Below are 15,178 nucleotides of genomic sequence, written 5' to 3'. Positions count from 1 at the left end.
TTACAGCTGATTATAAATATATAAGTGTTCGGTTTTGATACACCCGGTGTTCGAATTCAAAACACTTTTACAGCCACTAAATTTATACGTTTTCAGGCAGGTACAGGGATAAAATAAAATTGTAATATTGTAGGTATGCAATTAAAAGATGCGAAAATACTGGTCATTGATGATGATGAGGATGTCCTCACAGCCCTGCGTTTACTTTTAAAATCGCTGGTAAAAGAGGTTGTAATAGAAAAAAGGCCTCATAATATTGTTTCCCTGGTCCAAAATAACAATTTTGATATTATTATCCTGGACATGAATTTTAATGGGCTGGTTAATACCGGGAACGAAGGGATCTTCTGGCTGAATAAAATAAAGGAAACCAATCCTGCTGTAGATGTGATCCTTATTACCGCCTATGGGGATATAGATCTCGCCATCCGTTCGCTCAAAGAAGGTGCTGCAGACTTTCTTGTAAAACCCTGGAAGAACGACAAGCTTGTGAGTTGCCTGGAGGATCTAATGGGCAGGAAAAAGAAAAAACGAACGGAAAGACAACAACCTTTTGTAGCAGGAAATAAGTTGCTGGGAGAAAGCGAGGTGATGCAGGAGGTCTTTTTTAAGCTGAAAAAAGTAGCACCTACTGAAGCTAATATTTTGATCCTAGGTGAAAACGGCACAGGAAAAGATCTTATTGCAAAAGCCCTTCACGATAATTCTCACAGAAAAAATAAGCCCTTTGTAAAGGTAGATGTGGGTGCCCTCACCTCCAGCTTATTTGAAAGTGAACTCTTTGGTTATAAAAAAGGAGCGTTCACAGATGCCCGGGAAGATAGAAGGGGACGTTTTGAGGCTGCCAGTGGAGGAACCCTGTTCCTTGATGAAATTGGGAATATTAGCATTCAACAACAAGCCAGACTTCTCACAGTATTGCAAAACCGGCAGATAACCCCATTGGGATCCAATGAATCCATACCTGTAGACATTAGGTTGATTTGTGCGACAAACCTGGAGATCTCCCAGCTGGCAGACGAGAATAAATTTCGCAGAGATCTTATATATCGAATAAATACCGTAGACATCACCGTTCCTCCATTAAGGGCAAGGGGATCAGATATCACATTACTAGCCAGGCATTTCGTGGAGGTATATGCTGAAAAATATTCAAAAGGGCCTTTTACCCTTGACAAAAGTTTCATTTTAAAAATGAAAGCACATTCCTTTCCAGGAAATGTGAGGGAACTGCAATATGTGATTGAACGGGCGGTTATTATGACTGAAGATGATATGCTAACAGAGAAGGACCTTGTCTTTTCAGCCATTGAAAAACCTGCAGACACCTTTGCGTTCAACGATATGAAACTGGACACGATTGAAAAAAAGGCTATTCTCACTGTTATTGAAAAAAATAATGGGAACATATCCAAATCGGCCAGGGAATTAGGGATAACCCGCACGGCCCTTTATCGCAGGCTGGAAAAGTATGATCTATAAAAACTACAGGCGTTTTTTATTAATAAGGCTGGTTATCCTATTTGGATTACTAACCGTTCTTGCCTTTTCCATAAGCTATAGCAACACTTATATTGCTGCAGGCGCCACTATACTTTCGCTTTATTTTATGTACAATCTGTACCGGTTTACCACCCGGCGTTTCCTTGAAATGGATGATTTTTTTGAATCTGTGCGATACAGAGATTTTTCCAGATGGTTCGTGGAAGATAAGGGACCACAGGATATAAGGAAATTACATGTGGGTTTTAACGAGGTAAACAGGACGATTCGGGAGATAAACAGTGAAAAAGATGCCCAGTATGTATACCTTCAAAAGATTTTGGAAATGGTTGATATTGGGATCTTTGCGTACAACATTAATACCGGCAGGGTTCTTTGGTCCAATGAATCCTTTCTTCGTACTATAGATTCCCCTTCCTTTAAAAATATCAGCTTTGTAAAAAGCCGGAAGCCGCTGCTTTATAATGATGTTTTTGAAGTTAATCACAGCGGTAATTCCTCCACAATCCTGGACGTAAAAAGCGAGAAGTTAAAGGTGTTAATTTCTGAAACCACTTTCAGGGTGCAGGAAGATTCCTTTCGCCTCCTGGTTTTGCACAATATCGAAGAAACCCTTAATCAAAACGAAAGCGAGGCCTGGAAGAAATTATTAAGCGTAATGACCCATGAGATTATGAATTCTATTGCGCCTATATCTTCCCTGGCAGATACCCTGCAAACTCAAATCAAAGCTGCAGCCAATGATCCTGAAACCAACCTCCTCGAACTGGACGATCTGGATGCGGGGATTGCCAGCATCAAAAAACGCAGCGAGGGATTAATGAAATTTGCAAAAACCTATAGAAGCCTTAATAAGGTAACTCATCTTAATCTCGAAAAGGTAAAGGTAGCCGATCTTTTTAAAAATCTTCACAACCTGATGCAGCCTGGCCTGAAAGTAAAGGATGTGCATCTTGAGTTTAAAGTGGAGAATACCGACCTGGAAATAAATATCGATGCTTACTTAATAGAACAGGTATTGATCAACTTGTTGCTGAATGCCATAGACGCGGTTAAAAACGTGGAGCAAGGCAGGATCATGGTTTCAGCAAAACAGAATGTCAACGGGAATGCCATTATACGGGTGCAGGACAATGGGAAAGGTATCCCTTCAGAAATTATAGACAGTATCTTCATCCCTTTCTTTACCACAAAAAAGAACGGTAGCGGCATAGGCCTTAGCCTTAGCAAGGAAATTATGATGCTTCACAAAGGGAAAATACAGGTAAACAGTGAGGCTGAAAAAGGTACTATAGTAAGTCTGAGTTTTTAAACTGTAAATTGCGTTAAAGGCCCGGGTCAATGGAAGCAGTAGGATGCGCCCTATGCTGTTTTACTTAAGGCTTAACTTCCCTTACGCTATAAAAACAGCACAGTATCCGGCGCAGGTAAGTTATGGTATAAATGGGGCTTAAATGGCTTTAGATCGATGAATGTATAATCAAAATAAACTTTTACCTGCACATTGCCCCCTATAAATTAAGAACCTGATCCTAAAATATTACACGTTTTTATTTCCTGCTCCTCCTCCCAGGGTCCGGCTTCTATTTTTAGAATATAGTCCTGATTTGTTGAGATCACTCCCTTCTCAACTCCGCCTTTTGCCCTCCCTGTTCCAACAGCATCTTATCTTCAGCCGGGAAGAAGGTGAGTTTTAACATGAGTTGTTCTTCTTTAAAGATATCCTCTCCTACGGCATTGAGGTGTATGGGGGACTGCCCTGTCGCCTTGGCTATTAATGTTAAATCTTCACGGTAGATATTGATCTTCATTGGAAGGTCGGGGCTGCTGTAGGTGCCCAGATATTTTTCCAGGGCTTCTGGTTGTAATTCTATGGTTGGTGAAGTTTCAGGTAGTTCGTAATCCTGGCCCATTATTATTTTTAATGTGCCAATTAAAAGGTTATGGATTTGATAAAATGATCCATTGGAAGTAAAAGCTGCTGTGATCTTCTCTTGAGGAAAATGAACGACTACAGAGGAAAAACCATCTATCCCGCCACCGTGGCCATATACTTCATATTCCTCCAGCGGTAATTTCATCAATCCTATTCCCATCCCATCTTCGATTGTTTTCATCTTGTCCAGTGAGGCACGGGAGAGAAGATTCCCCTCGAATAAATTCCAGTAAAACTTGTTAAGATCTGCTGGCGTTGAAACCATTGCGCCTGCTCCTATGGGTACACTCATATCTGTTTCGGGAGTGAGTTCCCAACCGTTTTCGGTATGTGCGTAGGACCTGGCCTGGTTCTTTTCAGGAACAATTTTTCCGCCGTAAAAGGTGTTCTTCAAAGCTAGCTTATCGATGATCCTTTGCTTTACTATTTCAGCATAGCGTTTAACTTCAATTCCTTCAGCTATGTAAGAAAGCAGCAAATAATTGGTGTTGGAATATTCGGTTTTTTCCGCAGGCATAAAAAGAGTGCCGTTCTTCAGCATACGCTTCAGCATTGCTTCCCTGGATTGCGGCGATAACATCCACTGCCTGAAATCTTCATCATCTGTGATATTAAAGAGTCCGCTCTGGTGCCTCAGCAAATGTTCCACGGTGATCTTATCTGAATTTGGCACCTGCGGGAAATATGCTGAAAGTCTCGTCCCAGCCTCAAGCTTCCCTTCTTCTATAAGCTGCATTATCACCACCGCTGTAAAGGTTTTTGTAACAGATCCAATTCTATAAGCGGTGTTGCTGTTTGCGGGGGTTTGGTTCGCTAAGTCCAGGTACCCGATGCTGCGCGTGTACGCCTCCTTTCCATTGGAGAAGATGGAGATACTTCCCATTGCCAGGTCCTTGGCGTCGATCCTGTCGAACAAACTGTCAAGTTTTTTGTTTTGTTCCTGTGTTTGCGCGTGGAGCAGTATACCTGAAACCAGGAACAGTAGTGTGATGAAGTTTTTCATGAGAGTTATTGGTTAGAATGATTTAATTTTTTTCTGAAGTTTTTCCGGTCTTATTGAACCGGCCTCACCCAGTTGAGGGCAATTGTTGAAAAGCGGGTACACAGGAAAACGAACGCGCCAAAAAGCGTGGGCAGCATGGTCATTTTAAGTCCGTCGGCGAAATCCCGTGGGGTGGTATCTTCAAAGGAACTCAAGTAGTCCAGGATTTCAATGAGGCTTATTAATTGCCCGAACACTCCCAGCACCAGTGCAAAGAGTCCGATGGAATTGAGCAGAAGAATAGTTCTGGCAATTTTGGGGTCTTTTTTCCTTGCGAAATAAATCCCTCTCACCAGGAGAAAGATCCCGATGATCAAAACAATAAAGATGAACATCATTATAAAAAAGCCGCCTTCCTCAAATCGCTGCCCTATGGTTTCAACAAATCCTCTTTGCGCCTGTTGTTGTAGCGTGAATAGCATAATTTCAGTTTTTTCAAATGTCTATAGCCAAATCTACTGCTTATTCCCGGCGCTAATATTTTAAAGATACCAATTACCGGTTTCCGCCCTTTTTCAGCAGATTCTGTACTCGTTTTTGTTGGGACTTCAGTCAGCCGGGTTAAATCAGGCAAAAAATCGGTTATTCATCGCAAGTGGTGAAAACTTTCTGAAATTAATTGGATATTGTAACCTCTATGACCGCCGGCACACTTGCATATATCTTTTGGAGGAAAATTGCGCTGCACAGCATTTTCTGGTTTCTCGTGCTCAGTTTTTTCTCCTATTTCCTTGGCGCGCCTAATGAGAACCTTTTCTATTCCGGCTCCTTCGCGGCCTTCCTCCTGCCGGTAACCATGGCCACCACCTACACCACCATCTATTACCTCCTCCCGGGATTTTTGCTGAAAAAGAAGTACCTGCTCTTTAGCCTTTATAGTTTTTATACCCTGGTACTCTCTGCTTTTGCCATTGTGATCTCCATTTTCTACGGATTTGTTTTTATGCTGAATATGGATTACCACGGAATGCCTGCTCCCGGCCGAAGCCTGTTGTCTATGATGGTACTGGTATATCTCGTCGTGATACTGGTGAGCGCCTTTATACTCCTGAAGCAGAATTATTCCTCTATTGCTGAAAACCGGGCACTGGAGAACAAGTTCCTGGAAGCGCAGTTAAAGCTGAAGGAACAGGAGCTGCATTACCTTAAATTGCAGGTGCATCCCCACTTCCTGTTCAATACCCTCAACACCCTCTACGGCCACGCGCTCAAAAAAAGTATAGAAACACCAGATATGATCCTGAAGCTTTCCAACCTGCTCGATTACCTGTTGTACCAGGCCGATAAGCCCCTGGTAAGCCTAAGCAGCGAAATTGAGCATATAAAAGATTATATTTCCCTGGAACAAATAAGATTTCGTGATAATTTACTGGTAGACCTTGACCTCCCCGCTGCTACTGAAAATATTGAGATCCCGCCTATGCTACTTATTCCGTTTGTAGAGAACAGCTTTAAACACGGGCAGGCGGTGGATGGAAAACTTAAGATCTCCATACGCCTGCAAGCAGATAAGGAACACCTTCAGTTTACAATAAAAAATTCTGTGAAAGATGATCAGCAAAGTGAAACCCAGAACGGACTTGGACTGAAAAACCTCAAAAAACGACTGCAGTTGTTGTATCCGGACACGCATAGCTTTTCCGCAGAGAAAATCGGCAATAGCTTTGAAGCTCATCTCTCCTTAATCCATTCTAAAGTGTACCTGCATGGCTAATAAAATTTCCTGTATCATAGTAGACGACGAGCCCACGGCAAGGGAGGTCATAGCCGCGCATTTGGCGAGGATCCAACAAGTGGAGGTCCTTGGTTCCTGTAAAAGTGCCGCAACAGCTTTTAGGTTGATAAATACGCATAAAATAGACCTTATTTTTCTGGACATCAATATGCCTGAGATTTCCGGTTTGTCCTTCGCCCGGTCTATTAATCCGGAAATAAAGGTCATTTTCACCACCGCCTACAGGGAATATGCCGCAGATGGGTTTGATCTACAGGCAGTGGATTACCTGCTGAAGCCTATCTCTTTCGAACGTCTATTAAGGGCTGTAAATACTTTTTCCACCAATAATTTTAAAGAAGGGGCTCAGCAATTTTCTCCAGAAAAAGAAGTACAACAGGATTTTATGTTCGTGCGCGCAGACCGGAAGATGATCAGGGTCAATTTTGATGATATTTGTTATATAGAAAGTTTAAGTGATTACCTGAAGATCCACACCCAAACAAATACCATTGTAATAAGAGAGACAATCTCCAACATTGAACAACAGCTCCCAAATTTAGAATTCCTGCGGGTTCACCGGTCATTTATTATCTCCCTGGCTGCCCTGGAATCTTATACAAATGAATATGCGGAAATAGCAGGACAAGCCATTCCAATAAGCAGAAGCTATAAATCTGCAGTACTGGAGAAACTCGAGAAATGGGCGATGGATTAACCCAATCTGTAAGGGCCTTTATTACGGTCTATCGATATACAGGAAAACCTCACCTCCCCCTGCCTCACATTATTTATTTAAATGGGTTGTGATTTTAATTATTAAAAAGGATTTTTTCGACCTTCACTACAGGATTTTTTCATTAAATCAATATGATCATCATTGCAGAAAAATAAGCAAAAAGATCTATGATTAGGTTTGTACACCGGTTACACCTCAAAATCTGGAAACCCCGGTATTTTAAGGAATGATGATTTCTCTATTGCCTTCAAAGGAATGCTCTAAAAACTAATACTTTACTTCTTCAGATTAGGATCAGTTTCTCAGAGGAAAATATTGGTAGTTGACTATTTAAGTGAAGGACATCCTTTAAAGCATTTTTAATAGATAATTTTTCCCAAGATGTAATTAAATTTGAAACTTAAGCCTACTTTAAAATAATCCTTTTTAATCTTTTCAATTTAAAATCCTTGATGAGTTGTTCTTCCCTGGGGAGGATAGTTTTATTTATGTTATCCGGGGTAAATCTTTCTTTGAAAATTCACAAGCAATGATCCATGGTTCTTTTTTAGTTTCCTTTTCCCATTTGTTAAGAACTTTAATTAAACCTTCCGCTGAATGAACACGTTCTCCAAATCCGCCTTTAAATATCTTAGGAAATTCTTCATAAGCCCACCGATGAAGTTCCACGTATTTAAGTGGATCTGTATCTAATTCAAAGTAAGTACCATCAATTAAATACTGTTCTATAGCATAAAGACTATTATCCAATACAATAATTAAAGCAGGAATTTGATATTTTATCATAGTAGAAAAAGATTGCGCAACCATTTGAAAACCTCCGTCTCCTGTGATAATAATAGGTATTTTTCCATTTTTGAGATAGGCTCCAATTGCAGCAGGAGTTCCTTGTCCTATGGATAGCCAAATTGGATTTGCTAGATACATATCTGTATTGCCCATAAAAAGATCAGCACCTAAAAAGCTTCCGAGACAAGTATCCATTACAACTTGAACATCATTACAATCCTTTATGAATTTATTTAACACACAAAATATTTGGTTATGACCAAAATAACCTGAATCAGTTAGACCATTCAGCCTAACAAATTCCGGAATCACATTTTGAAATTTTAGCTCCCATTTTAAAAATTCGTCTATTGCTGTTTCTAAATCAGTTTGTTTATATAAATTTTCGGTAACACGTGCAGAATCAAACTTCACCTCAATCATCTTATTAAACTGATTAATTATGAAGGAACGATGATCAATACCCCAAATGCAACCTAATCCGATTGGACAATCAGAATTATCAATAATTTCAAAAACTGCCTTATTATGGAAAAGATCACTATCATAACAACCCACAAAATTGGGATGAGACTCAGGTAAAACTGACTTTGCTAAAGCTGTGGTAACAAATGGGATGTTCCATTTATCAATTAATTGCAAAACTTTATCTTTTAATTTTTTACGCACAACTTCAACCCCAATTATAAGAACAGGGGATTTAGCTGTTTCTAACTTAGATCTTGCTGAAGTAATAAAATCATCATTAATAAAAACTTGCGCCGGAGGAGCTATGGTAGGGATTAGTTCTATTACCTTATCCCAATTATCTTGCGGAATTTCTATATAAACTGGCCTATTAAAAAAAATGGCCATTCTAAATGCTTCATCTATAATTTTCTGAGCATTTTGAGGTTGAGATATTATTTCTGAATATACGGTAATAGATTTAAAAATGTTGAGATCAGTTTGGGGTGATCCTGTCGAGTGAGAAAATAAGCAACCTAATTCAAGTTCAATCCTAAGATCCTCCTTTGAAGGTCCACCATTGATAACAATAAGGGGTACTCGCTCTGTAAATGCACTGGCCACAGCATTAACTAAACTTAATGTTCCAACTCCATACGAAACACAAACAGCTCCAATTCCACCTTTTCGACCATATCCGTCAGCAATATATCCTGCCTCAAGTTCGTTCGTGGTAATGATATATTCTATATCAGAATCACGATCTATTGCATCAAAAAAATCCGCACAAGAAGTCCCTGGTATACCGGCCACCCAGTAACATCCATTTTGTTTCAATTTATATAAAATGTATTCAGAGATTTTCATTCATTACGGCGGTTTACTATATGATTGCATACTTCCAGTGCTGATTCCAAAGCTCCCTGGATCCAAGAATGGGAAAAAGAGCAATGTTCACCCGCAAGCAATACTTTTTTCTCATGATTCACAAGTTCCTTATATAAATCTGTTTGATCTCCGGGATTAAAGAAAGCAAATGCACCAGAACTCCATTCATGGTTATCCCAGCTCCATCTTTTAGATTCAATTAATTCAGACGCATTCATTTTTAAATGAATTTTTTTTAGTTCATTCTTTACATAATTATTAATATCATTTTCAGGAATACTATCAATTCGTCGTGCATGCATTCCCCAGGTATATGAGGATATTAACATACTTTCAGAATTGGAAATATTTATATTTTTGGAAATATTATTGTCGGAAGGATACCAGGTATGTCCAAGTCCACCATCCCAAACACTACCTCCTCCAAATATATTGTCATTCAATTCCCAAAAACGGTTTTCGCAACGAGTAATGATTTTTGTAGAAGAATCATAATTTACGTTACGTATGGCATTAATTTTATCCTTTGAAAATGCCTTATCAATTTCTAATCTCGTTAGCACTCCTAAAGGTATTGTACAAATTACCCAATCAGCTGACAATTTGCAGTCTTGTTCCTTATAACTATAAACAACTTCTGCCTGTTTTTCATGATTAATAATTTTCTTTACAACAGCTCCAGTTAAAAGATTAGCTTTAATAGCACTTAAGAATTTTTTTACAATTATATCCATTCCTCCTTCAATTTCCCAGAATTTATTTAACCAAACACCCTCTAGCTCTTCTCTTAAATGTTCTAGTAGTGCAGTTTCGAGATAAGTTGTAACACCGTATATTGATGAAACGAATTCTATTGCTGCTCTACTCAAATTGGAATTTTTTAGATTGTTATACAAAGAATTCTGGTCTAAGGAAATCAAGTTTTTAGCGGATAAATGTTTGGAGTAAAGTTGTTCTTTTTCGGACTTTGAAAGATTGGTTAAAGTTCGAATTACAGATTCCATCCAAATATCATCAACAGACATTTGTAGTTCCCTTTCACTTAATTTAAATTTTTTTTTGAGGGTTTCTTTACCTTCATCTGTTCTGTTTACTCTTGTTCCTCGGATATAGGCAAAAGTATCCTTACTTTCTTGGATAAAGGGTCTAAGTTTGTTAGACAAACCCAATTCAGAAATATATTTGAGGGTTAAATCATGTTCTTCTGGAATTCTCATCGCCCCAAATTCCGAATAAATATTTCCGTGCCTAAAAGTTCTTATTCTGCCACCAATGTGATCTTCTTGTGCTTCCAAAATAGTTACATTATAACCTTTTTTCTCAAGCTCGTACGCCGAGCATAATCCTGATATACCTGCACCTATAATAATTACCTTATTTTTTTTTAAAACGGGACCAAACGCTGCTAGTTTTTCTTTGTTCTGAAAACTTATTTTATTTGGCTTCTCCGTAAAAATAGCTCTAATTCTCTGCTTGGTCTGTTCGCTATATTGCCTCATATTTTTGTGTGATTTGCCACTCGGGGTAAATGTTAATTTAAATAAAAATAAGTAATTTTTTTTAACATTTTGTGTTTTTATTATTTCATACCCGTTAAATCTACCAAATCTGATATTATAAAAAAGTTGGAAAAGAATAATCCAGTATTGTTGGCGTTCAGGAAACAACTACGGAGAAATGCTTTCCATTTTCTGCCGAATATTACGGTATTTTAGTGCAGATTAATTATTTTTTCGTAATTCTTTATTATTTGTGGGGATGGGAAATAGTGCACCCGGTAATAAAATGGTTGCCTTTAAAACAGTCCGGATATTTTTTGAATCAGAATTTTCTATACCTTCATTAGCCAAATATTCAAGAAAAAAAAAGCGCGCCTTCCATTCATTAATTCACTACGCAATCCATTTGGTTTAGGTGTATCCACCCCACAAAGTGCATATTGCTAAAAACCTAGCCTGAATATAGCTTTGCTCAAAAACAAATAAAATGAGTAAAGAACAAGAAATGTTTGCCTTGATCGATGAATTTGAAAGTGGTTCTCTAAACGGGAGAGAATTTTGTGAAACTAAAGGGTTGGTACTCTCCACATTTTATTACTGGAAAAAAAAGAAAGCCCGCAATGAATCACCCGGGAGTGGAGGATTTATAGTTATCAGTCCTAACACTGTTAAGGATGGAAACCTGGAACTTATTTATCCTAATGGGATCCGGCTAATACTTGAGGTCTCACAACTTCCACTGATCAGTAAACTTCTCAGGCTTTATTAATGTTTGCCCTAAGCTCGTTCCATAAATATCACTTTTATCCCAAAGCCTGTGATATGCGAAAATCTTTTAATGGCCTGAGCGGACTGGTAAAAAATGAACTTGGCAGGGAACCAACCAGTGGCGATGTGTTTATTTTTTTGAACCGTAACCGCACGCACCTTAAACTCCTGCACTGGGAAGCCGGGGGTTTTGTATTGTACTACAAACGCTTGGAACAGGGCAGTTTTACCCCGCCGGTTTTTAAAGGAAATAACCATGGTATGACCTGGTCAGAACTGGTGCTTATGGTGGAAGGCCTGCAGGTAAAAAAAGCCCATCAGAAACTGAGGTATCCCAGATAAAAAAGTAACAAAAACCCAGTAAAAACAAGGGTTGACAATAGGTTTAAAAGTGTGGTTTTCGTATCTTTAACCCATGCAAAAACCCATAGAAAATCTTACTAAAGATGAGCTTTTGGCACTCCTTGATAAGGAGACTGAGAGAAGGGCGAAAGCAGAAAAAGAAAATATCGATCTTAAATTCCAATTAGCTTATTATAAGCGCCTGGCTTTTGGTCAAAAAAGGGAACGCTTCGAAGGGGATAAAAACCAGATGAGTCTTCCCTTTGAGATGGAGCCGGAAAAAGCGGAAAAACAAGAAGCCGAGTTAAAAGAGAAGCTCAGCTATGAGCGTCGCAAAAGAACTTCCGTCCATAAAGGGCGAATGGCCCTGCCTGAGCATCTTCCGGTAGAAGAAATTGAAATCTATCCCCAGGAAGATATCACCGATATGATCTGTATCGGCAAGGAAGTGACCAATGAGCTGGAATACGAGCCAGCTAAATACTACATCAAACGTTACATCCGCTATAAGTATGCTCCTAAAAATAAAGAAGGAGTAATCATTGGAGAATTGCCCGAGCGGGTGATTGAAAAAGGCATTCCGGGAGCCGGACTCCTGGCTTCCATTCTGGTCGATAAGTATGAGGATCATCTCCCGCTTTACCGGCAACTGCAACGCTTTAAAAGAGCAGATATCCCCATTGCCTCTTCCACTTTAGAAGGCTGGACCAGGCAAAGTCTTAAAATATTAGATATCCTTTATCAACATCTATTGGAGGACACCAGGTCAATGGGGTACCTCCAGGCGGATGAGTCCCCGATAAAAGTAATCGACAAGAATAAAAAAGGCACCACCCACCAGGGCTACTATTGGGTGTACCATAACCCTATGGATGGAAGCGTACTCTTTGATTATCACCGGGGACGAAGCCGAGAGGCTGCCGACCATGTACTGGCTGATTTTAAAGGCTACCTCCAAAGTGATGGCTATGCTGCCTATGACAAGATTGGCAAGCGGGAGGGGGTTACCCACCTGAACTGCTGGGCCCATGCCAGAAGAGAATTTGATAAAGCAAAGGATAATGACAGGGAACGTGCCGAAATAGCCCTGAGCTTCATCCAAAAACTCTACGCGGTGGAAGCTCAAGCGCGAGAACACAACTTAAGCCCGGAACAGCGTAAATCCCTGCGCCTGGAAAATGCATTACCCATTATTAATGAATTTGCCAAATGGATGTTCCAACAGATGAAGCATCAGTTGATTCTTCCCAAGAGTCCTATCGGAAAAGCCTTCCGATATTCCATGGATCGCTGGGATCAGCTCAGCGCTTACCTCTATGATGGAATCCTGGAAATAGATAACAACCTTATTGAAAATGCCATTAGAAAACTGGCACTAGGCCGAAAAAACTACCTGTTTGCAGGTTCTGATGATGCAGCTCAACGTGGTGCAATAATGTACTCCTTCTTTGCGATCTGCAAAAAACACGAGGTAAACCCATATGAATGGCTCAAGTACACCCTGGAGAATATTATGTCCATCAACCATAAAGACATCCGGAATCTGTACCCGCAGAATTACAAGAAATTACAGCAAGGATAAATCAAATTTACCAAAAAGAGCATCCTGTAAATAAAATCATGCTAAGTTAAAAGATGCAGTTGGTGGGCCGGATACGTTTAGGTCTTACAATGTTTGCAACAATTAAACTATCTGAGATTCTATACTTATCGTTTTTAAAATCATCTGAATTAACCAATTTTGAGAGATCATTCCCAAAAAGCGATTTTGCTTTTTCTAAAAACTTAATAACATCATGTTTCTTTTGAGCAAAAATCCATTCACAAAAATCAGCTATATTGGTTTTTAACTCTGACAATTTTTTCAGAAAAGTTTTTTGTGTTAGCTTTCTTGTAGGGAAGCCTCCTTTTTTCGGTTTTTACAAAATGGGAACTGTTAGGATCCAAAAATCATAGATTTAAAATCTGGTAATATTTTATTTTTTTTGGTGAGCTCACCGGCGAACTCCCCCTTACAAATTAATTAAAAAAAACAATTCTAATTTCCGTGTCGCTTTTTGTACCTTTTTGTACCGTCATTCTATAACCCCTATGTATACTCATTTCTATATTGCTGTATTGCTTTTTTTACCTTTTTGTACCATCGGGCTGTAACCCTTATTTATCAACAGTTCTCTATTGCTGTATCAAGTAGAAAATTGCCGCAGTAAAAAACCTTGTAACTTTCAGATCCAACGTCTCCAGATGTTGAAACGAATTGTGCAGTACCGGAAACTACCGGCCAGTTCTGGGCAAATTAATAGGAAGTAAGGAGACTTCAACAAAATTCTTGTTTCTTTCATTAATAAAGCAGGCGCCAGGTCGGGAGACCTCACGCAGCGTTGGGTAATTAATAAGGATCTTATTGGTGTGGTAAGTTACCGCATACAAAAAAAGCTTCGTAATCTTCTAATTTACTTATTTAAGTTTCAGTATCTCTTATAGTTTTTCTTGAAGATCACACTAATGAGTTTGTAAGATTTGAAAATTTGTTATTAGACAAATATTAAAATAAAGACAATAAGGAATATCCATGTTCCATTCTCTTGTAAATGAATTACTTTGAGGATATGAAAAAAAAATTAAGGTTTTTAAAAACCCTTGAATTAACAACAAATGTTAGAATTTCAATTCTACATTCTTAAAAAATTTTCAACTAAAAAACATTAAATTTTAGAACCACGCTTAAAATAAATTCAGTAACAGAATAAAAAAACATAAGATGGACTTAAAAAACAAAGTAGTAATAATAACCGGAGCTTCCAGTGGAATAGGAAAGGCAACGGCAATGAAATTGGCTAGTGAAGGGGCCTCTGTGGTGTTGTGTGCCAGAAGTGAAGATGAACTAAAGAAAATAAAGAATGCAATAGAAAACGATGGCGGAAAGGCATTGGTTGTAAAAACGGATGTAACGAAACCTGCCGATTTTGAAAATGCTATTTCTCAAACCCTTGTAAAATACGGGACCATCGATGTCCTTATCAATAACGCAGGACTCATGCCCCTCTCCTACATCGAAAAACTCAAGACCGATGAGTGGGAGAAAATGGTTGATGTCAACATCAAAGGCGTACTCAATGGAGTGGCGGCCGTATTGCCCACAATGCGTAAGAATAAAAGCGGACACATTATAAATATATCGTCCTCGGCAGCCCACAATTACTTCCCCGGTGGGGCGGTGTATTGCGCAACCAAGATAGCCGTGAAAATGTTTTCTGAAGGATTAAGAAAAGAATTGGCACCGCAATATGGAATAAACGTCACATCCATAGAGCCGGGTGCAGTGGATACAAGCCTGTTTGAAACCATTACCGACGAGGACATTAAGGAGAAACTGAAAGGCATGAAAGGGATGACCACACTGGAATCAGAAGATATCGCTAATGCCATTTTCTACGCCTTAATTCAGCCAAAAAGGGTAAACATCAATGATGTGTACATCATGCCAACAGAACAAGGATAATCATTAATA

Annotated in this window: 13 protein-coding genes; 8 read left to right on the top strand and 5 right to left on the bottom strand. The window is 39.1% G+C overall.

The genetic code is table 11. The annotated features are described in order from the left end of the window. Window positions 1-135: 135 nt before the first annotated feature. On the top strand, window positions 136-1,482 hold the full coding sequence (locus tag FHG64_RS17600) for a sigma-54-dependent transcriptional regulator (RefSeq protein ID WP_139067615.1): 1,347 nt from the start codon (window positions 136-138) through the stop codon (window positions 1,480-1,482). After that, window positions 1,472-2,815 carry a sensor histidine kinase gene (locus FHG64_RS17595; RefSeq protein ID WP_139067614.1) on the top strand — a complete coding sequence of 448 codons (1,344 nt, stop codon included), beginning with the start codon at window positions 1,472-1,474 and terminating at the stop codon, window positions 2,813-2,815. Before FHG64_RS17600 ends, FHG64_RS17595 begins: the two co-directional genes overlap by 11 nt. 304 nt (window positions 2,816-3,119) lie before the next feature. Here the strand turns inward: FHG64_RS17595 and FHG64_RS17590 are convergent, their stop codons facing one another. Continuing rightward, window positions 3,120-4,442, bottom strand: a complete 1,323-nt coding sequence (locus FHG64_RS17590; RefSeq protein WP_139067613.1) for a serine hydrolase domain-containing protein — start codon at window positions 4,440-4,442, stop codon at window positions 3,120-3,122. A 50-nt stretch (window positions 4,443-4,492) separates the two neighbouring features. Further along, on the bottom strand, window positions 4,493-4,903 hold the full coding sequence (locus FHG64_RS17585) for a MotA/TolQ/ExbB proton channel family protein (protein WP_139067612.1): 411 nt from the start codon (window positions 4,901-4,903) through the stop codon (window positions 4,493-4,495). A 197-nt stretch (window positions 4,904-5,100) separates the two neighbouring features. Here FHG64_RS17585 and FHG64_RS17580 point away from each other — a divergent pair, with 197 nt between their 5' ends. Further along, window positions 5,101-6,195, top strand: coding sequence for a sensor histidine kinase (locus tag FHG64_RS17580; protein WP_246054175.1), 1,095 nt, complete (start codon window positions 5,101-5,103; stop codon window positions 6,193-6,195). Further along, complete coding sequence (locus FHG64_RS17575) at window positions 6,188-6,913, top strand: LytR/AlgR family response regulator transcription factor (protein ID WP_139067611.1); 726 nt, start codon at window positions 6,188-6,190, stop codon at window positions 6,911-6,913. Before FHG64_RS17580 ends, FHG64_RS17575 begins: the two co-directional genes overlap by 8 nt. Window positions 6,914-7,420: 507 nt before the next feature. On the opposite strand, the gene FHG64_RS17570 is transcribed toward FHG64_RS17575, so the two are convergent. Further along, on the bottom strand, window positions 7,421-9,037 hold the full coding sequence (locus tag FHG64_RS17570; RefSeq protein ID WP_139067610.1) for a thiamine pyrophosphate-binding protein: 1,617 nt from the start codon (window positions 9,035-9,037) through the stop codon (window positions 7,421-7,423). Next, on the bottom strand, window positions 9,034-10,557 hold the full coding sequence (locus tag FHG64_RS17565; protein WP_139067609.1) for a flavin monoamine oxidase family protein: 1,524 nt from the start codon (window positions 10,555-10,557) through the stop codon (window positions 9,034-9,036). The genes FHG64_RS17570 and FHG64_RS17565 overlap by 4 nt, the downstream gene beginning before the upstream one ends. A gap of 487 nt (window positions 10,558-11,044) precedes the next feature. On the opposite strand from FHG64_RS17565, the gene tnpA reads away from it, so the two are divergent. The 3 genes from tnpA to tnpC all read left to right on the top strand — a co-directional run bounded on the left by tnpA (window position 11,045) and on the right by tnpC (window position 13,249). Continuing rightward, the gene (gene tnpA / locus FHG64_RS17560) at window positions 11,045-11,326 is read left to right on the top strand and encodes an IS66 family insertion sequence element accessory protein TnpA (protein WP_139065972.1); all 282 of its coding nucleotides are present in this window, start codon (window positions 11,045-11,047) and stop codon (window positions 11,324-11,326) included. Then, the gene (gene tnpB / locus FHG64_RS17555) at window positions 11,326-11,667 is read left to right on the top strand and encodes an IS66 family insertion sequence element accessory protein TnpB (RefSeq protein WP_139065971.1); all 342 of its coding nucleotides are present in this window, start codon (window positions 11,326-11,328) and stop codon (window positions 11,665-11,667) included. The genes tnpA and tnpB overlap by 1 nt, the downstream gene beginning before the upstream one ends. 73 nt (window positions 11,668-11,740) lie before the next feature. Beyond that, window positions 11,741-13,249 carry an IS66 family transposase gene (tnpC, locus tag FHG64_RS17550; protein WP_139065970.1) on the top strand — a complete coding sequence of 503 codons (1,509 nt, stop codon included), beginning with the start codon at window positions 11,741-11,743 and terminating at the stop codon, window positions 13,247-13,249. 46 nt (window positions 13,250-13,295) lie between these two features. Here tnpC and FHG64_RS17545 read toward each other — a convergent pair whose 3' ends face one another. Further along, the gene (locus tag FHG64_RS17545; protein ID WP_139067608.1) at window positions 13,296-13,526 is read right to left on the bottom strand and encodes a hypothetical protein; all 231 of its coding nucleotides are present in this window, start codon (window positions 13,524-13,526) and stop codon (window positions 13,296-13,298) included. 902 nt (window positions 13,527-14,428) lie between these two features. Here FHG64_RS17545 and FHG64_RS17540 point away from each other — a divergent pair. Then, window positions 14,429-15,169, top strand: a complete 741-nt coding sequence (locus FHG64_RS17540; protein ID WP_139067607.1) for an SDR family oxidoreductase — start codon at window positions 14,429-14,431, stop codon at window positions 15,167-15,169. Window positions 15,170-15,178 lie beyond the last annotated feature (9 nt).

Origin of the sequence: Antarcticibacterium flavum, assembly GCF_006159205.1 — a bacterium.
GTDB lineage: Bacteria > Bacteroidota > Bacteroidia > Flavobacteriales > Flavobacteriaceae > Gillisia > Gillisia flava.
The sequence above is the reverse complement of the archived record's forward strand: the minus strand, read 5'-3'. Positions and strand labels throughout refer to the sequence as shown.